Below are 25,099 nucleotides of genomic sequence, written 5' to 3' on the forward strand. Positions count from 1 at the left end.
AGGTGAGTATAGTGGCTGTATTGTTCGGTGCTATTTTTATATTTCTTGTGCTATTTACAGCTGTTACCGGAAGATATGAAAAAGATTTTATCAATACACTGCCAGCTAAGGAACATCCGCTTATTTTTTTATATCCCTTTATATTATTTATATCAGCAGAAATAGAACACATTTTAGAAAAAAGCAGAGGCAGATTAACAGGTGATATAAATAAAAGTAAAGATACAAAGAAGATTATGGCAGACAGTATGGAGATTGCTCCTGGAAATAATAAATTAAAGGAATTTAAGAAACAAAAGGAAGATAAGAGTTTAAAGGAATATAAGAGTCAGAAGGAATATAAGAGCCTAAAGGGAGATAAGAGTCTAAAGAAAGAAAAGAACCAAAAGGGAGATAAAAACCAAAAAGTAGATATTATTCAAAATAAAAGTAGTAATCCCCAAAAAGGTATTAACCCAATTAATAAAGAGAAACGTTTTCTGAAATTGCAGGAACTCCCTTATGAAGAAACAGTAAAAGATAATCTTAAAGGAATTTATATCGGCAATGATCTGGTATCCACTCTTAAAATATATCATTTAAGGAAATGGTCTCTTGCATTATTTTTATTCCTGGTATTTGATGCGTTAGCATTTTTTGGAGCTTTCAAGGAAGCAGACAGTAATTACCTGTTTGGCGGAAATTATCTGGGTAGACCTGCGGCCAATGAAGAGGGTATAAATATCAGCCTTACTGCGATATTAAAAGATATAAGCGGCAAGATATTTCATAAAGAAATAGACGTACAGGTTTCTAAAAAAAAGTATTCTGCAAAAGAAGCGGAAGAAGAATTTGCTAAAGGGATAAAGTATCTGGATGAGGTTACATTGGGGAATAACACTTCGGCGGATCAGATATACACTTCCCTGTTATTTAAAGAGAAGATACCAGAGTCCCATGTAAAGGTCAGCTGGACCAGCAGTGATACAAAACTTCTTGAGGATAACGGTACGATTCACAATGAGGAGCTTAAGGAGAAGACGCTTATTCAGGTAACAGCAATATTAACATTGGAGGACAGGAGTGCCAGCTATTCCAGAGCATATGTTATCTGCCCCAGGATTTTCACAGAAGAAGAACTTGCATTGCAGGAACTGGAAACAGAGCTTAAGACAGCCGATGAGGACTATATAGAGGAACCTAAACTTACTTTGCCAAAAGAGCTTAAGAAATACAAAATTACCTGGTTGGAAAAGAGGGACTCAGAAGGTTTGAAACTATTTCTTCTGGGGGTGGCGGCAGCATTTCTTAGTATACCGCTTACCAATATGGAAGTTTCCTCAAAAGCTGAGAAGAGAAAAAAGGAACTTTTAATGGATTACCCGGAGCTAATTAACAAATTTATGATGTTAATAAATGCGGGTATGTCAGTGTCAAATGCCTGGAAGAAGCTTGCAGCAGATTATAAGAAAAAAGGCGGTGATAAAAGATATGCCTACGAAGAACTGGCACTTACTGCAAAGGAACTTCAAATGGGAATAGCAGAAAGCAAAGCTTATGAAGAGTTTGGAAGAAGGGTAAAACTGATACCTTATCTTCGTTTTGCAGCTCTTCTTTCCCAGAATATACAAAAAGGGTCCCCAGATTTTATCAGCAAATTGGAGGATGAAGCTTTAAAAGCCTTTGAAGAAAGGAAAGAAAGAGCTAAAAAAGCGGGAGAAGAAGCTGGAACTAAACTCCTAATGCCCATGATGGTAATGTTGGTGCTGGTTATTATAATTATCCTAATACCGGCAATGAGTTCCTTTCAGCTGTAAATTATTTTATTATAGAAGAATGTCTATTGATGTAAGCTAAGAAATTGCGTAAAAAAAGGAGCAAACCTATATTGAAAGGCTGAAAAATAAAAATTAAGCTCCAGGAAAGAGTTATTTTTTATTCATTATTAGTGAGTATAAGGTATTAGTAATTATCTCAGGAATTTTCTATAAAAATTTTTCTTTAAGGAATTTACTGTAAAATAATAATACTGAAAAGGAGATAATATGAAATTTATAAAGGACTTTATAAAGGAAGAAGACGGTATAGGGGTCGTGGAAATAATATTGATACTGGTTATATTGATTGGTATTGCAGTTATTTTCAGAGAAACCATAATGGACATTGTAAATGGAGCTATAAGTAAGATAAAAGAGGATGCGACCCCGCTCTATGAGGATTAATATGAAGGAAAAGAAAAGTGGCGTGATAACCGTATTCTTAAGTCTGATACTGTTAAGTGTATTAGCTTTTCTGCTAGTTCTTCTTGAAGCTGCCAGAATAAAAGGCGGTGGTGTTATGGCAAAAAGGTCATTTGAGGTTGCCGCTGATTCTCTGTTTGCAGAATATTATGCACCTCTGTTTGAGGAGTACCATGTGTTTGGGCTGGATGCAGGGTATGGTGAAAAGGAAGCTGATTATGGAATCTTGGAAAATAAGCTGAAGAATTATATGGAATATACTTTTAACTCAAGAAAAGATCTGGAGGATTATGAATATCTAATACCTGATTTTTTCGAACCATATGGGCTAAGGACAGAAGAGGTCAATATAACTGGAACAGAAACACTGCTGGACTATAAAGGGGAGATTTTTATAAAACAGGTTTCTGAATATATGAAATATAAGGTAACGGAAGATGTTATAAGTAATTTGTTGTCAGAGCTGAAGGTTATAAATGATACCAAAGAAACCGGAGAGATATTAAGTAAAAAGCAAAAAGCCCAGGAGGCAGCAGCCGGGCTTGAGAGTAAGGTACTAAAGCTTATGGAAGCAATAGATGGTTTTACCATGAAGAAGAAAAGTATTAAAGCTGAAGGCGGAATGGCTATGATACAGGATAATTTCGTTAAGAAGCTCTGGATTAAAACTGTGGATAGGAACAGTCTTGGTATTGACAATGACTGGTTGTTTCAGTCAGTAAAATCCCAATACTTGAACCCTTTGTTATCTCTTAATACAGGGCGTTCGGAAATAGACAGCCTCTATGATTTAAAAGACAGAGAGGAGACACTTGCCACAGAACTATCAGAACTTCTCTCAACGGATACAGCAGATTACACACCTAAAGAGAAAGAAGAATATAGAGAGACTGTCTTAAGGAAACAGGATGCTGTAAAGAATTGCAAAGACGAACAGAGAAACAGGATAGAAAGCCTAAACCAAAGAGGAATCAAGCTAAAAGAATTGATCAGCAATGAAGTAAGTGCCATAAACAGGGCGATTAAACTGTTGGAGGAAATTACACCCCTTAATAACCAGGCAAATGAAGAAATGGAGCAATATCAACAGGCATTAGAAGCGTATAAGTCAAAAACTGACAATGAACAGTCAGGAGGGCTGTTTGATGAGCTTGATTCGGTTAGACCTGGCACTGAAGGAGTCCATCAGTATGACTTTGAAGGAATGCTTAAATGCCTGCAAAGTAATAAAGGAATCTTAGAGAAGCAGTTAAATAATTTAAGTCTGTCCTTATCATCTGACAGCACCTCCTGGAAAACTTACAATGAGGAACTAAAGGCTTATGAGATTAACATAAAAAGCCTGGATTTTAACCCTCTTCGTTTTCAATACTCTGACTGCAGGAAGCCAGAAGAAAGCAGTTCTTTCTTTTCTGGTATCAACGGTATCTTAAGAAACGGACTTATGGAGCTTGTTATAGAAGCAACCGATGAGGTCTCGCAAAACCAACTGGACGTCTCAGAACTCCCTGCAACTATTATGAATGTGCCAAAAGAAAAAAGGGGATATGAGGCTCAGAAGAACGAGCTAGCTCTTGATAACAGTGAAGATTTATACACTCCTGTATTTTCATCCCTGGAGGGAGAAGGTAATACTGAGGATAGAGGACTTACCTTCTTAAATGATATCTTATTTCTCCAATATATAGAGGAGCATTTCGGAGATTATGTAAATGGGCCGGCAGCAGGAGAAAAAGTACTTGCTTATGAAAAAGAGTATATCATAGAAGGGAATGAAAAAGACGCCGATAACTTAGCCGGAATGGTAAACAGAATCGTGGCGGTTCGAAGCCTGACCAATACCATAACTCTGTTAACGGATACGAAAAGCAGAGAGGAGGCAGGCGCATTAGCAGCAGCTTTTGTAGGATTTACAGGTATGCCGGCATTAGTTGAAGCAGTAAAGTATGTAGTGATAGTTACCTGGGGATTTGGAGAGGGGCTAGTTGATACAGCAGCTATATTTTCAGGTAAAAGCGTACCGTATCTAAAACAGAAAAAAGAGTTTTCCTTAAGTCTTACAGATATATTCGGACTTACAAAAGCCAAGATAAAAGAAAAGGCATCTCATTATAAGAAAGATAGCGGACCGGGAAAGGGTGATTATAATAGTTACCTGAAAATCTTCCTTCTGATGAAAAACAGAGAGGCTAAGACTTACCATAGCATGGATCTTATCCAGGAGAATCTAAGAGCAGAGTATGATAACGGCTTCTCCATAAAGAACTGCCTGGCAGGCTTTCGTGCAGAGGGTAAGTTTCAGATGAAAACAAAGCTCATAAACTTTCCATTTATAACAAAGGCTACCGATGACAAGGGAATATATACATATAAGTATAAGCAGGAATATGCCTACTAATTTCATTATGGAAACTAAAAGGGACAGGGATATCCGTCTATACTATATTTTAAAGCAATCTCTCTCCGGGAAGCATCATCCAATAATTTTACAAGACGGATATCCTTGTCCCCTTTAAGAAAGGAATGGTAATTGAAAGCCAGAAAAGGTCTAACAATAAAAGGCTCCCTGACAGTGGAATGCAGCCTTATACTTCCTGTTTTTATTTTTACCATAGTGGCTTTTTTGTACCTGTTCCAGATATTTATCCTGCATGATATGCTGCAGCAGGCGATTACGAAAGAAGGACTGGAGCTATCAAAATACGGATATGCATACCAGTATATAACAGACTATGAAGGAACCGATGAAAGTATTAAAAATGAAAGTATAGAAGCTGAAAAAAATACATCATCCGAAGAAAGTACATCATCCGAAGAAAATACATCACCCGAAGAAAATACATCAGCCGAAGAAAATACATCAGCCGAGGAAAGTACATCAACTGAGGAAAGTACATCAACTGAAGAAAGTACATCAGCCGAAAATTTACTAAAGGAATTGCTGATAACCAAAAACATTAACAATGTTTTTTTTCGATATAAATTAGGAGAATACATTGATAAGGATTATATAAACCGTTCAGTGATCAAAGGTGGAATGGAAGGTTTGTCCTTTTACTTATCAGATTTTATGGGAAAGGAGGATCAGGTAGACCTTGTTCTGAGCTATTATATCAGGCCACCCATTATTCTGCTTCCCGTGGATGATTTCTTTATGATGCAGAGAGTTACTTTAAGGGGATGGAATGGCTATCGGCCTGATAAAGCAAGTGGCAGTGAAGCAGATGAGGACGAAGAGGAATCCACCTATGTCTATATTACGGAAACTGGAAATGTCTATCATGTAAGTGAAAGCTGTTCTCATTTAACTAGGACCATAAGGCAGATTTCTTTTTCTATGGCAAAGGTAGAATCCAATATATATGGTGGTAAATATTATGCCTGTGAGCTGTGTGGTGATAAGGCGGATACCCAGGGAAAGGTGTATATCACTGATACCGGTGACAGATATCATAGCAGTATAAGCTGCAGCGGACTAAAAAGGACCATCCTTAAAATACCCTTGTCTGATGTAGGCGGGAGAAGTTTATGCAAACGCTGCGGCGGCAAGAAGTAGAAGAAAAGCGGGCGTAATTTTTTGATAGATATTATTAAGAAACAGAGAGGAAGAGTCTGTCTGTATTGTATGGAGGAGTAAGAATGAAAATTACAGCAGAGGTGTTAATGGGGATATGGCTGCTCCTGTGCAGCTTTCAGGATATGAAAGAGAAGAAGATATCCATTTTTTTCATAGCTTCAGGAGGCTTGCTGTTGTCTGTAGCTTTTCTTATTATCGGCGGGGTACCTGTTATTAGCCGTTTGAGTGGTTTGTTTTTAGGTCTATTACTGTTTGTAAGCGGGAGACTGCTTAAAGGGCAGATTGGTGACGGTGACGGTATGATTATCTGTATAACCGGAATATGCCTGGGATTTGTTAAGAATTTAAATCTTATGCTGTTAGGGCTAAGTCTTGCTGCGCTGGTATCATTGTTTTTACTGATCTTTAAAAAAGCAGGACGAAAAGATACCATTCCCTTTGTACCTTTTCTGTTTCTTTCATATCTGGGGGGAATATTTTTATCATGAACAAAAAGGCGGAGGGAAATTATACCCTGGAAGCGGCTATATTGCTGCCCCTGATTCTGTTTATCATAACTGCGCTTCTCTATACGGCTTTGCTGCTTCATGACTGGAAGAGTGCCATGGGTGCGGTACACCTTATAACAATGGAAGGTGAAGCGGTAGCTAGAAAGAGCATGGAGCCGGTAACAGGAAGTATAGATTACGAAAAGTATCTGAGTAGAGGAATATTTGAAGGCACCAGAGACTACACCAGGGACTACACCAGGGAAGAAACAGAACTGGAAGACGTTCTTACGAAATATATAGAGGATAAAGGATTAATTACGTCCATTGAGGATTTGAAGGTTGAGCTTACCAGTAAGGGAATCAGAATTAATCTAGACCTTGAATTTAATTTACCAATTACTGGCATGGGAAAGCTCTTTAAAAAAAGCGGAACAGATTACAAATATGAAGACTATAAAAGCTTCGATAATCAGCCAGAGTTTATCCGGGTATTTCGTGTAATGATGGACACAGGCGAAAATCTACCCGGAGCAGACACCATTTTAAGTTCCCTTAAGAAAGCATTTAATTTCGTAATTGATTAACGAACTATATCCGGACAATGATTATTTATCTAAAGCGGTGTGACATTAAGCTCATATCACAATTCTTATTGGATAGTACTGCAAGGGTAATGCAGTATAGATGAGTGTAAGTAAGAAGTATCAAAAAGTTTAATTCGTACCCTTATTTTTGGCAGTGTCACATCTGCAAGAAGTAAGGAAGGATATTACTACGTGGCACGAATTTGTCTTAGTGCGGCACCAGCTATTTACGTTAATGCTGCGTTGACGACAATTAACGTAGCATACTTGCTAATGAGACTGCTATGTCTCATTCCTCCACTTTGCCTTAGTGTAAATATAAGATGCCATATTAAACAATTTTATGCAAGATAGTACTAGAGTAATAAGCTATAAGGTGTTTTTCAACATACTGATTTGTATGTGTACTATGGCACATGGTAGATGGGAGTTAATATGGAAAGTAAGCTGAAAAAAGAATTTATAAGAGATATGAAAAGCAGTTATTTAGTGCTAAAAGGAGACAGCAGAGAACAAAATTATAAGAATAAAATGCTATCCCAGTATAGTATTCCAGGCTTTTTACGTATTGATATAAAGAGCATCAATAATATGGAGCTTTATTATTATGACATTACAAATCTTAATACCCTTGAAGAAACATATGATACCAGAGTATTTCATTTCAAGGATATAAAGGAACTGTTGGAGGGAATATTTGATGCGATTGATAACAGCAGGGAATATTTCCTGGAGCAGGATGATTTTATACTATATCCGGACTGCCTTTATATGAAAGAAAATACTGACAACCTCAAACTCTGCTATTATCCAGGGTTTCGGGAAAGTATTATCAGCCAGCTGTCCATATTATTTGAGTATATAATGAACAAAGCTGATTATAAAGAAGAATCGGCCGTTCTTCTCATATATGCGCTCTATAAGGAAAGCCGTGAGAAGAATACAACCCTTTATCGCCTTCGGGATATATTAAAGGAAGCTGCTCCAAAAGATATTAAGGTAAAAAAGCTTAAAGCTCCTCAGCAAATAATAGAAAATGCGGCAGAGGATAACATACTTGCAAAGGATAAATTAATATCTGATATAAATACCGTTAAACAACCTGCAGCAGAGGAAAATGGTTATCAAATTAATCTCAATGGGGAGTATGAGAAGCAGGAGGAAGTAAGTTTTTATGAAACCTCAACCTTCATAATGGGAGGGGCTATCGTGGCAGGGGCCTTGGGTTTTCTTTTTGTTCTGTTTAGAGCCGGTGTCTTATCCGATGAGTTAGGACATCCGGATATTATAAAAGTAACAGCTGGACTGGCTATTGTAATATGCCTTTCAGGATATGCCCTGACCAAGGTGCTTGACCCCAAAAAGAAAAGTACCAGATTAATTACAAAACTAGTATATGAAGATGTAACAGAAGAGCCTTTAAGAACTGATCAAACAGCATATAGACAGAGTGAAGAGCTTACAGAAGCTTCCCAGATACTGCAAGAAGATAATAGTGTTACCATTATTTTATCCGAGACAGAAGACAAGACAGAAATTCTGTTTACACAGCTATCCCTGACTTGTCATTATTTGGTTGAAAAGAATAGCTGCAACCCTGCTGAAATACCTGTGGAGACCTTCCCTTATTATGTTGGAAAAGACAAGAACCGTAATCAGTTAGTACTTACAGAAGGCAGCGTCAGCAGGCTCCATGCTGTAATAACGAAACGGGATAATACGGTATTTCTTACTGATTTGGGATCGACTAATGGAACTTATGTCAATGGACAGAGGCTTGAGAAGAATCAGCCTGTACAGGTTGATAATTCAGATGAACTTGCTTTTTCCAGAGAGATATATCTCTTTAAGATTAAAGAGTAACAGCAGCTTTCTGCAATGATCTTTTAGCCAAAACAAAATGCAGAAAGCTTGTATAAGTCAGTAATTAATAGTATAATCTACCATTATAGGTCGGCGCAGGCAGGTTAATAAAGTCTAAGCCCAAGCCTTTTTTGGAGGTTGTATGAAGAACTATATTATGGCCCTTGATCAGGGAACCACCAGTTCAAGGTGTATTCTTTTTAACAGACAAGGACAGGCTGTAAGCAAAGCGCAGAAGGAATTCAAACAGATATACCCGGTAGCAGGCTGGGTAGAGCAGGACCCGAAGGAGATATGGTCCTCTCAGATCAGTGTAGCAGCAGAAGCCATGGCAAAGCTTGGAATAAGTGCAGAAGATATCGCATCTATTGGAATTACCAACCAGAGAGAGACAACAATTCTATGGAATAAATTTACGGGAGAGCCCGTATATAATGCCATTGTATGGCAGTGCAGAAGAACTTCAGATATGATACAGAACATTAAGGCAAGCGGACTTGACCGGGTGATCAAAGAACACACGGGGCTTATTCCGGATGCCTATTTTTCTGCCACTAAAATCAAATGGATATTTGACAATGTAGAAGGCGTAAAGGAAGAAGCCGAGAAGGGAAATATCCTCTTTGGAACGGTGGATACCTGGCTTATCTGGAAACTGACAGGGGGCAAGGTATTCGCGACAGATTACACTAATGCCTCCAGGACCATGCTTTTTGACATTAAGAGATTAATATGGGATGAAGAGATATTAAATGCTCTGGATATACCAATGTCCATATTGCCTGAGGTCAAACCCTCCAGCCATATCTTTGGACTTACGGAGAAAGGTCTGCTAGGTGGAAAGATAACCATCGGCGGTGTTGCAGGAGACCAGCAGGCAGCTCTTTTCGGGCAGGGCTGCTATGAAAAGGGTGAAGTAAAAAATACCTACGGAACAGGCTGCTTTTTATTAATGAATACAGGTGATACTCCTATTACCTCTGATAACGGACTCCTCACGACCATCGCAGCCTCCTCAGAAAAAGGAAAAGTTCAATATGCTCTGGAAGGCAGTGTATTTGTTGCAGGTGCGGCAATACAATGGCTAAGAGATGAACTGCAGATAATAAGAGCTGCAGCAGAGACGGAAGAAGCGGCACTATCTGTAAAGGATACCAACGGGGTATATGTAGTTCCGGCTTTTTCGGGTCTTGGAGCACCTTATTGGGATCAATATGCCAGAGGCACCATTGTAGGTATGACCAGAGGATTTAATAAAAACCATTTAATCCGCGCAACGCTGGAATCCATTGCTTATCAGAACTATGCAGTTTTAAAAGCCATGGAACAGGATGCCGGTGTGGAAATTAAACGGTTAAAAGCTGACGGAGGTGCCTCCTCCAATAACTTTCTGATGAAATTTCAGGCAGATATTCTGGGTATAGAAGTTATAAGACCCTCCTATGTAGAAACTACTGCTTTGGGAGCTGCCTATCTTGCAGGTCTGGCAGCAGGTTTCTGGAAAGACAGAGAGGAGATCAAAAGTAACGGAATCGCACCGGAAATATTTAGCCCTGATATGGAGGAAACTATAAGAGCGAATAAGCTTCAGGGCTGGAACAAAGCTGTGAAACGTTCTTTTGAATGGGAAAAAGAATCAGATTAATTGTTAGGATTAGGCAGAAATGAGGTTTGATAATGCTTATTGATGATATCACAAGTCTCCTTGGTAATAGGAGCTTCAAGACCATTGGTGTGAATGCCAGAGACATACGTGTCTTTTATCTTGATAAAGAAGACGGACTGTATACTGTCATGGTGCTTGATTGCCCCAATGGCAATGAGTTCACATCCATGCAGTATAATAATATTAAGAGACAAGTTACGCAGAACCTGTTACAGAACACAGGAAAACAGGTACATTTCCAGACTCTTGTAGTAACAGGTAATGTAGCTGGGGCAGCTGAAATCTGTCAGAGGGAAGAACAGGCCTGGATCGTGGACACAAGAAACAACCGGTTGGTGATATATGAAAATCAGCGGAATGACTTTCTTGGGATTAAGAAGGAGTTAGAAGAGCTTCTTTTTTCTGCCGGTGAACCGGATTCCTTTGTTCACAGAAACTTAGAACAGGAGGCATACAACAGAAAAAGTGAAAGCAGAAATAATATCTCAAAGTTTATCTCACCGTGCAATACGATTATCGTAATAATAAACGTGCTTGTTTTTCTGATGATAGAAATTATACTGCCGGCCAGAACAGGGACCCAGCTCTTTAAAGATGGAGCGCTGTCATGGATGGAGGTTATAGATAATAAAGAATATTACCGCCTGATAACCTATATGTTTTTACACTCAGGGGTCAGCCATTTGGGAAACAATATGATTCTGCTGCTTTTTATAGGTGACAATCTGGAGAGAGCCGTAGGTAAATGGAGGTATATAGTTATTTATACCCTTTCGGGAATCCTTGCAGGCGGAACTTCTATCCTATATAATTTATTTGAATATAACCTGATTGTTTCCGTTGGTGCTTCAGGAGCTATTTTTGGTGTAGTTGGCGCTATGGCCTACATTGTTGCGGTAAACAAAGGACGATTAGAAAACATTAGTTCAAGACAGATTATATTCTTTGCCATATTAAGCCTTTATGGAGGAATGACCAGTCAGGGAGTTGATAATTCAGCCCATATCGGTGGACTTATAAGCGGTGTATTGCTGGCAGTTCTATTATATAGAAAGTCAAAATCAGAAAAAACGCACCCTAATGTTTAAGAGTATAATATTAGTATGGAGTTTCAGGAAGAGTGAAGTGATGTTAGCTCATTCATGGTTCTGACGCTCTGCCATGGGTTTTCATTCATACCCTGAATAGGAACTTAATATAGGCGAGAAAGTACGCCAAAAGGTAAGCCAATTAGTAATTATTCATTAATTATAGGAAGCTGTAAGGCGACAGAATGGAGGATAAGATGAATATAAATATTTATTATGGGGGAAGAGGATTGATTGAGGATCCTTCCATATATGTGATTCATAAACTAACGGAAGTCCTGGAGGAACTCAGAGTAAAGGTTACCCGTTTTAATCTCTATGAAGAAAAGAATGGAATCACAATGCTTCCCAAAACCTTAAAAGAAGCAGACGGTGTCATTCTGGCTGTTAATGTGGAATGGCTTGGAATCGGTGGATTTATGCAGCAGTTTCTGGACGCCTGCTGGCTCTATGGAGACAAGGAACAGCTCAGTAAGCTCTATATGCTTCCTGTAGTTACGGCTACAGCCGGTGGAGAAAGAGATGCGGAAGGGTACCTGGTGAAGGCCTGGGAAGTTCTTGGAGGAACGGTCCTTGATGGTATAAGAGCCTATGTGGAAGATCACGTGGACTTTGAAACCAATAAGGATTACGGTCTGTTGATTGAAAAATATGCTGAGAAACTCTACAAATCCGTTAACCAGAAGGCGAAGAACTTCCCTGCAAGTGATTCTTATATCAGGCATCGGTTTATAAAAGGTACTTTAAATGACCTAACACCCCAGGAGAGCGAACAGCTGTCCGTGTATGTATCCGATGATACTTATGTAAAGAAGCAAAAGGAAGATATTGAAGAGTTAACACAGATATTTAAAGGCATGTTAAATAACAAAGACGATGAAGGCCAGGAATTTCTGCCCAAGCTAATTGAGAACTATCATATTATCAAAGAGGAAGATGTAATATATGAAATTGGATTTACAGATATTGAAACAACAATAACAGTAGAAATAAAACAGGGAAAGCTAAACTGCTATCATGGCAAGGGGAATATGGCTGATGTAGAAATCAAGCTTCCAACGGCTGTAATGAAAAAGATAGTATCAGGGCATATTACCATGCAGATGGCTTTTATGTCAGGTGAGCTTACTGCAAAAGGTAATTTCAGCCTTATAAGAATATTTGATCAGGCATTTCCGTTTAAAAAATCCCTATAAATGAGTCAAAGGATTACCGGGGCAGGTAATCCTTTGAAGTAAAGCAAAAGTTTTGGTAGGTTATAATTCTTTACAATGGGAGTCTGATGTAAAAAGATGTTTCTTCTTCTGTGGAAGTTGCTGAAAGAGTTCCGCCATGAGCCATGATAATATTGGATGAGATTGCCAGGCCTAATCCGGAACCATTTGTTTTATAAGTTACAAAAGGAGTAAAGATAGTGGGAAGGATATCCCCGGGTATTGGGCTGCCGTCATTTTTAATCGTAATCAGAAGATTGGATGAGTCTTCTGTACTGCAGACAATCTGGATGTGATCGCCTTTATCCGTAGCCTCTAAAGCATTTTTCAAAATATTTGTAACTACCTGCTTAATCTTGATGCGGTCAAAAGAATACAAGGTATAGCAGGGGATATCTTTGTCATCAATGATTAGTGATATATCCACGTCTTTCTGGCTGGCTGCAGGTTGAAAACCTGCTAATATGGATTTTAACAACAGCAGGATATTCTGGCTTTGCCTGTTCACAGACTCGCTGTGATTATATGTACTGAATTCCTCTAGCAGCAGTTCTAATTCATGAATATCCTCTTTAAGCTGTTCCCAGTATTTGATATTGTGTACTTCCGGATTACTGCTTTCAATCAGCTGGGAGGTACTCTTTATCAGGGTCAGCGGGTTACGTAATTCATGGCATATCTGTGAGGAGAGGTTTTTACATCCGTCAAGGCTTTTTGTCATAAAGTAAGCAAAATCATCATTGGAACGCATTAAATCCTTTAATTTATGTTGCTCTTCGTTGGAAAATAACATATTGTCCACCTCCTGAGATTATCTTATCAGAATATGTTATTTTTTACAATAAAATCTAATTTACAGAAAACGACAGTTAATACATTGAAAAATGTTATAAAATAATCACTATTTACCAAATAAAGTCTACAGTTGTAGGTAGAAAAGAAAAGGAGAGAGAAATATGATTAATAATTGTGTATTTTGTAGTATTATTGGGCACGAAATCCCTTCAGCCACTATATATGAGGATGATTTGGTGAAAGCTATACTTGATATAGCACCCTCTGCAAAAGGACATACAGTAATAATTCCCAAGAATCACTGCAGTGATATATTTGAATTAACCGAAGAAGAAGCCTCCCATGTCTTTGTGGTTGCAAAGAAGATTGCAGGTGTTTTAAAGGAAGAGCTTGGTTGTGACGGTATTAATATCCTGCAGAACAATGGCAGGGCTGCAGGACAGACAGTGTTCCATTTCCATATGCATATCATCCCCAGATATGAAAATGATACCGTTGACATCCACTGGGATAGCAAGAGTTATGAAGAAGGAGAAATGCAGAAACTGGCTGACAGCATTACCCATAAACTACATGTCTGAAAAACAGATAAAAGGATAAGAATATACAAAATTTGGAAATATACAAAAACAGAATTAATGAAGGAAAATAAGAAAAAAAATAAAAGGCCGTCGACGGCCTTTTATTTTGTCAGTTCCTTGATCAATTTAACAATTGTATCAATGGAATTGTTTAATTTACTGGAACTCATAGCTTTCACATATTCAGAGCGTTTTTCATATACTTCCTGAATACCCTTTAGCAGAGCTTCCGTAGATACATCTTCTTCTTTTATTACATAGCTGAACCCCTGACGTTTAAAAGACTCAGCATTTAATATCTGGTCACCTCTGCTGGAGGCTGCAGATAAGGGAATTAAAAGGTTTGGTTTTCTAAGGGCCAGGAGTTCACAGATTGCATTAGCACCTGCTCTTGAAATAACAACATCCGCAGCAGCCAAAAGATCACTTAATTCCTTTTTGATATATTCATATTGAACATATCCTTTTGTACCTTTAAAACTTTGATCCACCTTATCCTTACCGCACAGATGAATTACCTGAAAGGTCTTTAAGAGTTCAGGAAGAGCTTTGCGGACTGCTTCATTTACGGCGGCTGATCCGGTACTTCCGCCCACTACCAAAAGAATAGGTTTATCTGTGGTAAAACCACAGAAATCAATGCCTAAAAGTTTATTACCGGCAAAGAGCTCCTGACGGATGGGGGTACCAGTAAGTACAGCTTTCCCCTCCGGAAGGTATTTAACCGTCTCCGGAAAATTGGCACATATCTTGCTGGCAGATGATATACTAAGTTTATTGGCTAAGCCGGGAGTGATGTCTGATTCATGGATAATCACCGGAATACCCCGTCTTTTTGCCGCAAATACTACAGGGACTGAAACAAAACCGCCTTTCGAGAAAACCACATCGGGTTTTAACCTCTTCATCAGGCTGACTGCTTCAAAAAATCCTTTCATTACCTTAAAAGGATCGCTGAAATTCTTGGGATCGAAATAACGTCTTAACTTACCGGAGGAAATACCATAATAGGGAATCTTTAGTTCTTCTATCAGAGAGCGTTCGATACCTTTGTGAGAGCCGATATAATGAATATCGTAACCTGCTTCCTTTAGGGCAGGCATCAGAGCAATATTGGGTGTCACATGCCCTGCCGTACCGCCGCCGGTTAAGACAATTCGTTTCATTCTTATTTCCTCCATTCTTTTAATGCTTTGGAAAGCTGATCGGGACATGAAGTAGCCTTACGTCCGCAGGTGGTACCCTCCAGTCGCTCAATAACATCCTCAACTTTCATACCGGCAAGCAGTTTGGACAGACCGGAGGCATTTCCTGCACAGCCTCCCTTAAAGCTAACCTGTTTGATGATATCGTCTTCTATTTCGAATTCAATTTCGCTGCTGCATACGCCATTGGTTTTATATATCATATGTAATTTAATCCTTTCTAATAATATTTCATACATTCATTTTATAACGTACTTATTTATTATAGCATTTTTTGTGAGCAGTGCAAGGTATAATTGCTTTACCGAAGGTAGTGTTCATCCTGACCTTGCGGAGTGTTTATGCTGACCTTGCGGAGTGTTCAAGCTAACCTTGCGGAGTATTCATGCTGACCTTGCGGAGTGTTCAAGCTGACCCTGCGGAGCGTTCATCCTGACCTTGCAGAGTGTTCTTTCTGCCCAACTCTTGCAGGAAACTGCAATGTCGTATATAATATTTCTAATTATGAAATTATGATATGAATTGAGAATTACAAAAAACAGTTGTATGCAAAAGACACAGAGGGGAGCAAAAATGAAAAAAATTGGTATTATCGGAGCAATGGAAGAGGAAGTAAATCAGCTGAAAGACTGTATGGCAGATGTTAAAATTGTAAAAAAAGCCGGTATGGAATTCCTCGAAGGAACTTTGGAGGGAAAAGCTTGTGTGGTGGTACGCTCCGGTATCGGTAAAGTTAATGCGGCAGTATGTACACAGATACTGATAGACGATTACCGTATCGATCTTGTGATAAACACCGGAGTTGCAGGTTCTTTAAAGGCTGAGATCAATATTGGAGATCTGGTTATATCAGAAGATGCCCTTCAGCATGATATGGATGCCACAGGTTTTGGTTATGGTTACGGCGTGATACCAAGAATGGAGACCTCCGTATTTAAAGCAGATGAAAATATTACCTCACTGGCGGTGAAGGTATGTAAGGAAGTTAATCCTGATATTGGTGTATTTAAAGGAAGAGTAGTTAGCGGAGATCAGTTCATCAGTGGAAGAGAGAAAAAGGACTGGTTATCGGAACAGTTCCAGGGCTTATGCACAGAAATGGAGGGGGGAGCCATTGCACAGGCAGCTTATTTAAATAATACCCCTTTTCTGATTATCAGGGCAATATCTGACAAGGCTGATGACAGTGCGCATATGGACTACGGTGCATTTGAAGAAAAGGCCATTGAACATACTGTTAAATTAGTAAAAGCATTCTTAAAGGAGCTGTAGAATAATAGCTTGTCCGATTTTTTGATATACAAAGGACGACATATTACCTCTATAGTGAATAAAATAACAAGGGAAACGGTAAAATTTTTCGGGAAATTTTAAGCTTTTTACCAAAGCGAGGCTTTCCCTGTCAATGAAAAGTAAGAGTCCCCGCCTTTTCAAAGCAGTAATTATTCGTTATAATAACTGTTAATAAATGGAAAGGCGGGGAATTTTGTGATTCGGACTTTATTTGATAACCATGTATTTATTTACATACTGCTGGCGTTGGCAGGACTGGGAATGCTGATGAAGCTGGTGGTACAGATACTGTATACAAAGCTTCTGAGAGCTTCTGAATCTATGGGTACCTCAAAGTGTAAGCTGGCGCAGAATATGAAAAAGAAATTCGAAGCGTACTACAAATTAAAGCTGGGTGTGAATAATGTGGATATCTTTGTGGATAAACACTTTTTTCACTATAAATTCTGTGGAATTTTTTTATCAACCTGGGAAACCTTATGTGGACAAGTTCTGGTTCTGACCTTGTTAACAGGCGCTATCAGCACTATTTTAGGGCTAATTTACGAATGTGGAAAAAATCAAATATTAAGCACATTCTCTGTGGGTATTCTCTCCTGCGGTGTGTTGATATTTTTAGAAGGTGTGATTAATCCTGGTGGAAAAAAGGAAATGATCAGGCTGAACATGAAGGATTACCTGGAGAATTCACTAAAAGCCAGACTCGTACAAGAAGAGAATCAGCCGGAACTAATGGAGCAGTATAAAAAGGTTTATCAACCGGATTCCTATCTGGCAACTGCCAGTGAGCCAAAGGCTTTTGTAAACAAACAGAAGAAAAAAAGCAAGAGCAGAGAAGCAAAACGGCTGGAGAAGCTTGGTGCAAAAGCCAGGAAGAAGCAAGAAATCGAGAATAGGAAAAGAAATAAAGAGCTTATAAAATCGGACAAGCTGGAGCAGAAAAATAACCTTAAATCAAGTAAGAAAAACCTCAGGTTAGAAAAGAAACTGAATGCAAAAAAATTAAAAGCGGATAAGCTTGCTGAAAGAAAACTGCTCAAAGCACAAGCCTTGGAAGAAAAACAGCAATTGAAAGCTGATAAGCTTCATCAGATAGAAATTAAAAAGGCATTAAAGCTTGAAAAGAAGACAATGAAGAAACCTAAGAATCAGACCGTAGCCCAGACGAAAAAGGAAACACTTTTACGTGAAGTACAAGGCAGGAGAGGTTTTGAGGGGAATCAGGCAAATTATGAAAAAGAGGATACAGCAAAGGCAAGTACCATAGAGAACAAAGCTGGAACAACAGAGGCTATAGTTCAAAAAGCAGCTGTGAAATCAAATGAGCAGGAAACCTTGAAAACATTCCAAGAGGAAAATCCAGCAAAAGCTATCCTAAAGACAGCTTCAGAAAAAATGGAAGAAGTTTCAGAAAAGAAAACTGCCACAGCTGATAAAACAGCAGTAAAAGAAGCAACAGTAACGGATATTAATACCAGAGGAGTAAAATCTGCAAGCATTAAAGAAGCACAGCCTAGAAAAGCTGATGTTAACGCTGTGCATGCAGGCATTGATAAAGGTAAGAAGGAAACTTTATATGATGATAAGACCGCTGTAGCTCTGGAAACCGGCAGAAGCTACAAGGGTGACGCCATGGCTGTAAAGCCTACCTCCGAAGAGGAAGAAAAGATAATAGCAGAGATTCTAAAGGATTTGTTTGCATAAAAGAGAAAAATCTGTTGTAATACTGGTTCTGGCAGATTATGAAGTGCTGATAAGAGGACTTCGTACAGCAATTAAAGCAGCACAGGATATTGAAGACGAAGTTACTGCAGATCTGCTGATTGGATTACTGGCAAAATATGAAAAGAATGTTTGGATGCTGGAAGCCTACCTAAAATAAGAAAAAGTTATAGGCAATAAGCACAAGTTTGTACGAATTAATGTACTTTGAAATATACTTCTATAAAAATAGCACAAGCAGGGCAGCAATGCCCTGCTTTTTTTGTCTCTCCAGTAATAAAAACTGTATTGAATAACCTGCTTCACTCTGATAAAATAAAAACGAATGAAATGGTTAATAGTAAGATTACAAAACAAAGGAGTGTAGAACATGAGCGCAAAAGTTACATTCGATTATTCGGCAGCAAAAAGCTTCCTAGCTGATACGGAAATAGAAATGATTGAAAAAGCAGTAGAAGGTGCCAAAGAAGTACTGTTAAACAAGACCGGCGCCGGAAATGATTTCTTAGGCTGGATTGATCTGCCTGTAAACTATGACAAAGAAGAGTTTGCACGCATCAAAAAAGCGGCAGAGAAGATTCAGGGCGATACAGAAGTACTGTTAGTTATCGGTATTGGAGGTTCTTACTTAGGAGCACGTGCGGCAATAGAATTCTTAAGACACAGCTTTTATAATTCTGTTTCCAAAGAAGTAAGAAAAACACCTGAAATTTATTACGTAGGAAACAATATCAGCAGCACCTACATCAGTAGCCTCATTGATGTAATCGGTAACAGAGACTTCTCAATTAATATCATCAGCAAGTCCGGTACGACCACAGAGCCTGCCATTGCTTTCCGAGTATTTAAGAAGCTGTTGATAGAGAAATACGGAAAAGCAGAAGCTGCGAAACGTATCTATGCTACAACAGATAAAGCAAAGGGTGCACTAAAGAATCTGGCGACAGAAGAAGGTTATGAAAGCTTTGTAGTGCCTGATGATGTAGGCGGTCGTTTCTCTGTACTTACAGCAGTTGGTTTATTGCCTATAGCAGTAAGCGGTGCTGACATTACCAGCCTTATGGAAGGTGCGGCTGCAATGAGAGAGAGATGCTTAAAGGAGGCCTTTGCTTCTAATGATGCCTTATTGTATGCAGCTGTCAGAAATATATTATTAAGAAAAGGCAAGAGCATTGAAATTCTTGCAAACTATGAGCCTGCCCTTCACTTTGTATCTGAATGGTGGAAACAGTTATTTGGTGAGAGCGAAGGAAAAGATCAGAAGGGTATATTCCCGGCTTCCGTTGACTTAACAACAGATCTTCACTCAATGGGTCAGTTTATCCAGGACGGACAGAGAACAATGTTTGAGACTGTTATCAATCTGGAAACCCCTACCCGTGAAATTTACCTGGAGGAGGAAGAGGTTGACTTAGACGGACTTAACTACCTTGCCGGCAAGAGCGTAGATTTCATCAACAAGAGTGCTATGAAAGGAACACTTTTAGCACATACTGACGGAGATGTACCCAATCTCATTGTAAATCTTCCTGACCAGAGCGAGAAATCCCTTGGAGAGCTGTTCTACTTCTTTGAGTTTGCCTGCGGAATCAGCGGATATCTCTTAGGAGTAAATCCTTTCGATCAACCCGGTGTTGAAAGCTATAAGGCCAACATGTTCGCACTTCTTGGAAAACCCGGCTTTGAAAAGCAGCGGGAAGAATTATTAAAGAGACTGTAAGCACAAGTATAAAATTGAATAAAAAAGGCTCTGTGTAAAAGATGTGGAGAGATTCATCGAATACCACCTGACAACTTTGATCCAGAGCCTTTTATTTATTTAATTTTCTGAAAATGCTGATAATCCTTTAAGGAATTCCAGGAACCACCCCAGGTAAAGCCCCTTTTGGTAAAGGCTTTGTAGCAGATATCATTTTTCTTGATATAATATTCATTGGCAAGGCTTCTGTCTGTATATTTCTTTCCGGAAGCCGGTGCCACTACAGTCTTGCCGTTTATTTTCTCAACACAGGGATTATAAAGGGGATTAATATCCACTGCAAGACCCATAGCATGTTTGGAAAGAGCCTTTGAGCCGGCAATGGTACGGTAATTAAAGGCAGAGGTATTGTTATCTTCCATGGAGGCTTCATCCTCCGCATCATATTCATCAATTAATACCATTTTTTCAATGGGATATTTGGCTTTGTAAAGCTCCTTAAAAATTGCCAGTATATCCTTAGAAATGGATTTGTTTACAATAAGCTCACCGATATGTGTCTTTTTATCAAAGCCATAATATAAAACCCTGATATATCTTAAATCTGACAAGGGAATCTCTTTATTTTCTTTATAGGAATTCCCGGTAATACGTTTCTTTACTGCTTTATTGATCTGACTGGAGTAAAAGCCGGTATTAATACCGCCTTTCACCTGTGAAGTATTGATTACTGTTCCTGCCGGCAAGGCATTCAGAGCGCTTTTGTTCAAAAGACTCTCAGCAGCGGCTTCTGAGCTATCCGAGGCGGCGGAAGAGGGATGGATGTCCATTGATATAATAAGCAGTATAATAAGCAGCGAACAGCTTAAAAACAGCTTATTTCCGGAACGAAATATATCGCTTGTTTTCTTGTTCTTCATTTTTAAACCCAATGCATACCCCAGGTCAGACTGTGGTACTGCCACTTATAATGCAGGTTGCATCCGTAAATTGTGGCATCCTTTCAATAATAATTTTTATCAAGTTTATTCAGTTCAAAGACTGGATATAACCGGATGTTGCCATAAATAAAGTGCAATACTTAATCTTCTTCTATTACATGAATTTCCAGGAAATCAAAATCAATATGGTCGATAAAGTTATCCTGGTAAAATCTTGCCTTATCGTGTTTTTTAAAGTCAGCGATGGTATTATCCAACCATAAGGGCTTGGACAAATCGAATTTCAAACATATTTCATCCACTGCGGCAAAAACCTTTTTTGTACGGTTTAAAGCAGGGTCCTCATTTATTATAACCACGTCTGACAGCATTCTGTTGTCTTTAAATATTTTGGCCCATAAGCGAAACATGATATACTCCTTCCTGATAAAACAGTTAAATTACGTTTAATTATACTTGCCATGACAGTTATATTCAAGCAATTTAGCAGGGAATGTTTATCGGCAACAGCAACTGTGTGACGAAATATTCATAAAAACCTTCTAAATAGGTCATCCTAGCATTAGAAACATAGGATATATTCAAAGGAGAATGAGAATGAGCGAGTATAATTTAATTAAAGGACCCAAAGAGCCAATCGATGACGAGGATAAGAAGGAGATGCCTTATGTATTCCCGTCCTTTATTCCAACACCGGGTGGTGACAGGATTGAAAATCGACCCGAAAGAGAAGAATATCCGCCCTACAAGGAACCCATTCAAACGGATAGACCTTTGGAAATGGGAGATACAGGTGTAAAGGAATTTTAATTAGTATTAGCAGATACAGCAAGGTCTATGTAAATAAAGATTGAATCTCATAACTCAAAAAGGCAAAAGCAACGGACAGTATGTTTTATAAGGCAGTGTTCTGTTGCTTTTGTTGTATTTAAATTTTCTATTTCTTTACTCATCTGTAGCTGTTTATAGATGTGGCAGGCTGTATAATGGGATTGAATTATATATTAATAAAAAGTAAAATAATGAATGATATGTGTTTGAGAAAGGCTACTTGAGAGGCTGTTTATATTTTATATAAGAAGAGGGGATTATTTTTTTATCAGACTGCCCCAAGGTTAAACTGCTGGATTAACCTCAAAGCCGCCTTATTTTAGCTGAATGAAGAAAGAATATTATTAATTGCAAGAAAGTGATATAATGGTAAAAAACTTAGAGCGTTAATTTTGTAGATTCAGAAGATGTATTGGATAGGTATCTTAATCGTTATTATCTTCCTATATAACTTATATTCAAACTATTATAATATAGAAATATTCAAGTCTTTCGCATCAGATAACATAAAGTTTATATAGATAGCAGAACGTATAAATAGCAAATATATAGATAGCAGAGCGTATAAATAACAAAATGTATAGTTAGCAAAATATATAGATAGCAGAGCGTATAAATAGCAAAACGTATAGATAGCAAAATATATAGATAGCAAAGCGTATAAATAGCAAAACGTATAGATAGCAAAATATATAGATAGCAAAGCTTATAAAATAGCAAAACATATAGATAGTAAAACGTATAGATAGTAAAACGTATAGATAGCAAAAGCGCATATACATCGAATATAAGGAGTCCAGATATGTACAGATTGTTGGTTATCGAAGATAACAAGGATGTAAATGCCATGCTATCTGAAACCTTCCAAAATGCCGGATATGAAACCCAAGCCGCTTTTACCGGAATAGAGGGTATAAATAAAATAAAGTCAGAAGTCTATGATCTTATCCTTTTAGATATTATGCTTCCTTATAAAAGCGGGGATATGATTGTAAAGGAAGTCCGTGAGTTTTCCGAGGTACCGATTATCATAATTTCTGCAAAAGAAATGGTCAATACCAAAATTGACCTGCTAAAACTGGGAGCAGATGACTATATTACAAAACCCTTTGATTTAGGAGAAGTACAGGCTCGTGTGGAAACACTGCTTAGAAGAACACAGAGACAGAAGCTAAAAGAACAGGTTTATTCCTTTAAAGAACTGAGGATAGACTGTAATGCAAAACGCTTCTATATAAATGATGCTGAACTGGAACTTACTGCCAAGGAATATCTGATTATGGAACTTTTTCTAAAACATCAGGATAAGATATTTACCAAAGCCAGCTTGTATGAATCTATTTGGGAAGAGGAGTACATAGGTGATGATAATACGATAAAAACCCATATCAGTAACCTCCGAAATAAGATAAAAAGTAAAAAGTCCGGAACTGAGTATATTGAAACGGTATGGGGGCTGGGATATCGCTTAAAGAAAAGTAACTAAACATTGGGAACCAGCCTAATATAATTATCCCTTTCTTATCTGCAGAAGGTAATTCCTTAACCTTTTCTAAACCTTTGTGAGGTACAATCGTAACTATGAAAGGACAGGTGAGGACATGAAGGAAAAAAGCTATATCTTAAAAAGTGAAAATCTAACGAAAAGTTATCATGGAAATAAAGTTTTAAAGAATATCTCCATCAGTTTGGAGGCCGGTAAAATCTATGGATTAATCGGGCAGAACGGAGCCGGAAAAACAACACTTATGCGCATAATCACCGGCTTGACCTTTTCCGATGAAGGAACTCTTGAATTATTCGGACAAAGGGGCAGAAATATATCGGAGGAAAGAAAAAGAATTGGTTCCATGATAGAGTATCCAAGTATTATACCCTATATGACTGCTCAGGAGAATTTAAGGTATTACAGGACCTTAAGGGGAATTCCCGATAAGAAGCTGGAAGGGGAGCTGCTTCGCCTGGTTGGGTTAGCAGACACCGGAAAGAAAACTGCCGGTAATTTTTCTCTGGGCATGAAGCAGCGGTTAGGGATTGCAATTGCCTTAATCGGAAATCCGGAATTTCTGATACTGGACGAACCTATAAATGGTCTTGACCCGGTGGGAGTGATAGAAATTCGAGAATTGATTATCCGCCTTTGCGAAGAACGCAATATGACAATTCTAATATCAAGTCATAATTTACCGGAACTATATCAGACCGTAACGGATTATATAATAATTCACCAGGGAAGTATTAAGAAGAATATTACCCTGAAGGAACTGGAGGAGAGCTGTAAACATCATATTGCCATTGGCTGCCCCGATACAGAGAAGCTGGTAGGTATCCTGGAGACGGAACTGCATACGGATAAGTACAAGGTAATGCCGGATAAGACGGTAAAACTTTACGACTATCTTAACGACAAAGAAACTGTTGCGAAGAAACTGATGGATAATGGCATTGTCTTTACCGATTTTACGGTAAAGGGTGATACTCTGGAAAATTACTTTCTATCTGTAATCGGAGGTGAGCTGAATGATTAATATGATTCGTGCCGATATCTACAAAATGTTCAAAGCCTCTGCTTTTAAGATACTCCTGGCAATTACAGCGGTAGCAGCTGTTGCACTTGTAATTATCTCAAACTTTATGGCAGAAGGTAAGATTAATACCGAGATCAGCGGAGCGGTCTTTCTTATATCCGATGTCAGCCTGTTAAGTATACTTGGTGGTGTAGCAGCCGGTGTCTTTATCTGCAATGATTTTGAAAATAAGACAATTCACGAAGCAATTGCTTCCGGATTTGGCAGAAGCAAGGTAGTTATCAGTAAAGCGTTAGCGTTTTTTACTGGTATAGCGGTTCTATTATTGCCTTATGCTCTTGTAACAGGTATTGCCTTAAGCTCCCGCAAAGATTATAGTCTTGGAAATGCATCTTTAGGATTCTTGCATCTGCTGATTGAAGAATCAGGAACTGCTTTAAGCATCGGAGAGCTCCCGAAACTGCTGGTTGTCATGCTGGTACTTACACTTATCCTCACGGCCCAGCTTAGTATCTGTGTATTTCTTGCGCTGGTATTAAAGAAAACCGTTGCAGTTATAGCTATTTATTATGGGATATCTATTACCAGCGGACAGTTACTTGGTCTGGCAGAAAAATCAGAACTTTTTGATAAGATATACTCTTTGACACCCTTTGGCGGAACATATCTGTTTATGACCCTGGAGGCTGGTACCGGCGAAATAATAAAGGCTGTTCTGGTCAGTATTGGATTTACGGCAGTTATATTGGGACTGACCTGTATGGTCTTTCGAAAAAAAGAAATAAAATAGGAAGCTTATGAG

24 protein-coding genes are annotated in these 25,099 nt (G+C 38.5%); 19 read left to right on the forward strand and 5 right to left on the reverse strand.

Annotation, left to right across the window (positions count from 1 at the left end; translation table 11 throughout):
* Nucleotides 1–11 precede the first annotated feature (11 nt).
* The 10 genes from BR73_RS0102350 (at nt 12) to BR73_RS0102395 (ending at nt 12,684) form a co-directional block, all read left to right on the forward strand.
* Entirely contained in the window at nt 12–1,796 is a 1,785-nt protein-coding gene (locus BR73_RS0102350; protein WP_033164240.1) for a type II secretion system F family protein, read from the forward strand.
* A 228-nt stretch (nt 1,797–2,024) separates the two neighbouring features.
* A complete protein-coding gene (locus tag BR73_RS0102355) occupies nt 2,025–2,201 on the forward strand; it encodes a Flp1 family type IVb pilin (RefSeq protein WP_033164241.1) in 177 nt (58 codons plus the stop codon).
* A gap of 1 nt (nt 2,202) precedes the next feature.
* Nucleotides 2,203–4,617, forward strand: coding sequence for a DUF5702 domain-containing protein (locus BR73_RS0102360; RefSeq protein WP_033164242.1), 2,415 nt, complete (start codon nt 2,203–2,205; stop codon nt 4,615–4,617).
* A gap of 132 nt (nt 4,618–4,749) precedes the next feature.
* Entirely contained in the window at nt 4,750–5,775 is a 1,026-nt protein-coding gene (locus BR73_RS27040) for a hypothetical protein (protein WP_051684915.1), read from the forward strand.
* An 83-nt stretch (nt 5,776–5,858) separates the two neighbouring features.
* Entirely contained in the window at nt 5,859–6,284 is a 426-nt protein-coding gene (locus BR73_RS0102370) for a hypothetical protein (protein WP_033164243.1), read from the forward strand.
* On the forward strand, nt 6,281–6,871 hold the full coding sequence (locus BR73_RS0102375; RefSeq protein WP_033164244.1) for a TadE/TadG family type IV pilus assembly protein: 591 nt from the start codon (nt 6,281–6,283) through the stop codon (nt 6,869–6,871). Before BR73_RS0102370 ends, BR73_RS0102375 begins: the two co-directional genes overlap by 4 nt.
* A 435-nt stretch (nt 6,872–7,306) precedes the next feature.
* Nucleotides 7,307–8,734, forward strand: a complete 1,428-nt coding sequence (locus tag BR73_RS0102380) for a DUF6382 domain-containing protein (protein WP_033164245.1) — start codon at nt 7,307–7,309, stop codon at nt 8,732–8,734.
* Between the two features lie 142 nt (nt 8,735–8,876).
* Nucleotides 8,877–10,379 carry a glycerol kinase GlpK gene (gene glpK, locus BR73_RS0102385; protein ID WP_033164246.1) on the forward strand — a complete coding sequence of 501 codons (1,503 nt, stop codon included), beginning with the start codon at nt 8,877–8,879 and terminating at the stop codon, nt 10,377–10,379.
* A gap of 32 nt (nt 10,380–10,411) precedes the next feature.
* Nucleotides 10,412–11,488 (forward strand): rhomboid family intramembrane serine protease, encoded by a 1,077-nt coding sequence (locus tag BR73_RS29280; RefSeq protein WP_242860608.1) that lies wholly within the window; start codon nt 10,412–10,414, stop codon nt 11,486–11,488.
* Between the two features lie 197 nt (nt 11,489–11,685).
* Complete coding sequence (locus BR73_RS0102395; RefSeq protein ID WP_033164247.1) at nt 11,686–12,684, forward strand: SCP2 sterol-binding domain-containing protein; 999 nt, start codon at nt 11,686–11,688, stop codon at nt 12,682–12,684.
* Between the two features lie 70 nt (nt 12,685–12,754).
* On the opposite strand, the gene BR73_RS0102400 is transcribed toward BR73_RS0102395, so the two are convergent.
* Nucleotides 12,755–13,495 (reverse strand): HAMP domain-containing sensor histidine kinase, encoded by a 741-nt coding sequence (locus BR73_RS0102400; RefSeq protein WP_051684916.1) that lies wholly within the window; start codon nt 13,493–13,495, stop codon nt 12,755–12,757.
* Nucleotides 13,496–13,658: 163 nt separating this feature from the next.
* On the opposite strand from BR73_RS0102400, the gene BR73_RS0102405 reads away from it, so the two are divergent.
* Nucleotides 13,659–14,078 (forward strand): HIT family protein, encoded by a 420-nt coding sequence (locus tag BR73_RS0102405; protein WP_033164248.1) that lies wholly within the window; start codon nt 13,659–13,661, stop codon nt 14,076–14,078.
* A gap of 101 nt (nt 14,079–14,179) precedes the next feature.
* On the opposite strand, the gene BR73_RS0102410 is transcribed toward BR73_RS0102405, so the two are convergent.
* Nucleotides 14,180–15,244, reverse strand: a complete 1,065-nt coding sequence (locus tag BR73_RS0102410) for an undecaprenyldiphospho-muramoylpentapeptide beta-N-acetylglucosaminyltransferase (protein ID WP_033164249.1) — start codon at nt 15,242–15,244, stop codon at nt 14,180–14,182.
* Nucleotides 15,245–15,246: 2 nt separating this feature from the next.
* On the reverse strand, nt 15,247–15,486 hold the full coding sequence (locus BR73_RS0102415; protein WP_033164250.1) for a TIGR03905 family TSCPD domain-containing protein: 240 nt from the start codon (nt 15,484–15,486) through the stop codon (nt 15,247–15,249).
* Nucleotides 15,487–15,856: 370 nt separating this feature from the next.
* Here BR73_RS0102415 and BR73_RS0102420 point away from each other — a divergent pair, with 370 nt between their 5' ends.
* The 4 genes from BR73_RS0102420 (at nt 15,857) to BR73_RS0102435 (ending at nt 20,018) form a co-directional block, all read left to right on the forward strand.
* Nucleotides 15,857–16,555, forward strand: a complete 699-nt coding sequence (locus BR73_RS0102420) for a 5'-methylthioadenosine/adenosylhomocysteine nucleosidase (RefSeq protein ID WP_033164251.1) — start codon at nt 15,857–15,859, stop codon at nt 16,553–16,555.
* 216 nt (nt 16,556–16,771) lie between these two features.
* On the forward strand, nt 16,772–18,280 hold the full coding sequence (locus BR73_RS0102425) for a hypothetical protein (RefSeq protein ID WP_033164252.1): 1,509 nt from the start codon (nt 16,772–16,774) through the stop codon (nt 18,278–18,280).
* Nucleotides 18,273–18,458, forward strand: a complete 186-nt coding sequence (locus BR73_RS0102430) for a ferritin-like domain-containing protein (protein ID WP_033164253.1) — start codon at nt 18,273–18,275, stop codon at nt 18,456–18,458. The genes BR73_RS0102425 and BR73_RS0102430 overlap by 8 nt, the downstream gene beginning before the upstream one ends.
* A gap of 210 nt (nt 18,459–18,668) precedes the next feature.
* Entirely contained in the window at nt 18,669–20,018 is a 1,350-nt protein-coding gene (locus tag BR73_RS0102435) for a glucose-6-phosphate isomerase (protein ID WP_033164254.1), read from the forward strand.
* 95 nt (nt 20,019–20,113) lie between these two features.
* Here the strand turns inward: BR73_RS0102435 and BR73_RS0102440 are convergent, their stop codons facing one another.
* On the reverse strand, nt 20,114–20,917 hold the full coding sequence (locus BR73_RS0102440) for a M15 family metallopeptidase (RefSeq protein WP_242860609.1): 804 nt from the start codon (nt 20,915–20,917) through the stop codon (nt 20,114–20,116).
* A gap of 161 nt (nt 20,918–21,078) precedes the next feature.
* Nucleotides 21,079–21,348, reverse strand: coding sequence for a hypothetical protein (locus tag BR73_RS0102445; RefSeq protein ID WP_033164255.1), 270 nt, complete (start codon nt 21,346–21,348; stop codon nt 21,079–21,081).
* Between the two features lie 187 nt (nt 21,349–21,535).
* On the opposite strand from BR73_RS0102445, the gene BR73_RS0102450 reads away from it, so the two are divergent.
* From BR73_RS0102450 to BR73_RS0102465, 4 genes are all read left to right on the forward strand, one after another.
* Entirely contained in the window at nt 21,536–21,748 is a 213-nt protein-coding gene (locus tag BR73_RS0102450; RefSeq protein ID WP_033164256.1) for a hypothetical protein, read from the forward strand.
* 823 nt (nt 21,749–22,571) lie between these two features.
* The gene (locus tag BR73_RS0102455; protein WP_033164257.1) at nt 22,572–23,255 is read left to right on the forward strand and encodes a response regulator transcription factor; all 684 of its coding nucleotides are present in this window, start codon (nt 22,572–22,574) and stop codon (nt 23,253–23,255) included.
* A 115-nt stretch (nt 23,256–23,370) separates the two neighbouring features.
* On the forward strand, nt 23,371–24,297 hold the full coding sequence (locus BR73_RS0102460; RefSeq protein WP_033164258.1) for an ATP-binding cassette domain-containing protein: 927 nt from the start codon (nt 23,371–23,373) through the stop codon (nt 24,295–24,297).
* Nucleotides 24,290–25,087, forward strand: coding sequence for an ABC transporter permease (locus tag BR73_RS0102465; protein ID WP_033164259.1), 798 nt, complete (start codon nt 24,290–24,292; stop codon nt 25,085–25,087). The genes BR73_RS0102460 and BR73_RS0102465 overlap by 8 nt, the downstream gene beginning before the upstream one ends.
* Nucleotides 25,088–25,099: the final 12 nt, after the last annotated feature.

The sequence above is a fragment of the Clostridium sp. KNHs205 genome, assembly GCF_000702945.1.
In the GTDB taxonomy this organism is placed as follows: domain Bacteria; phylum Bacillota; class Clostridia; order Lachnospirales; family Lachnospiraceae; genus Anaerocolumna.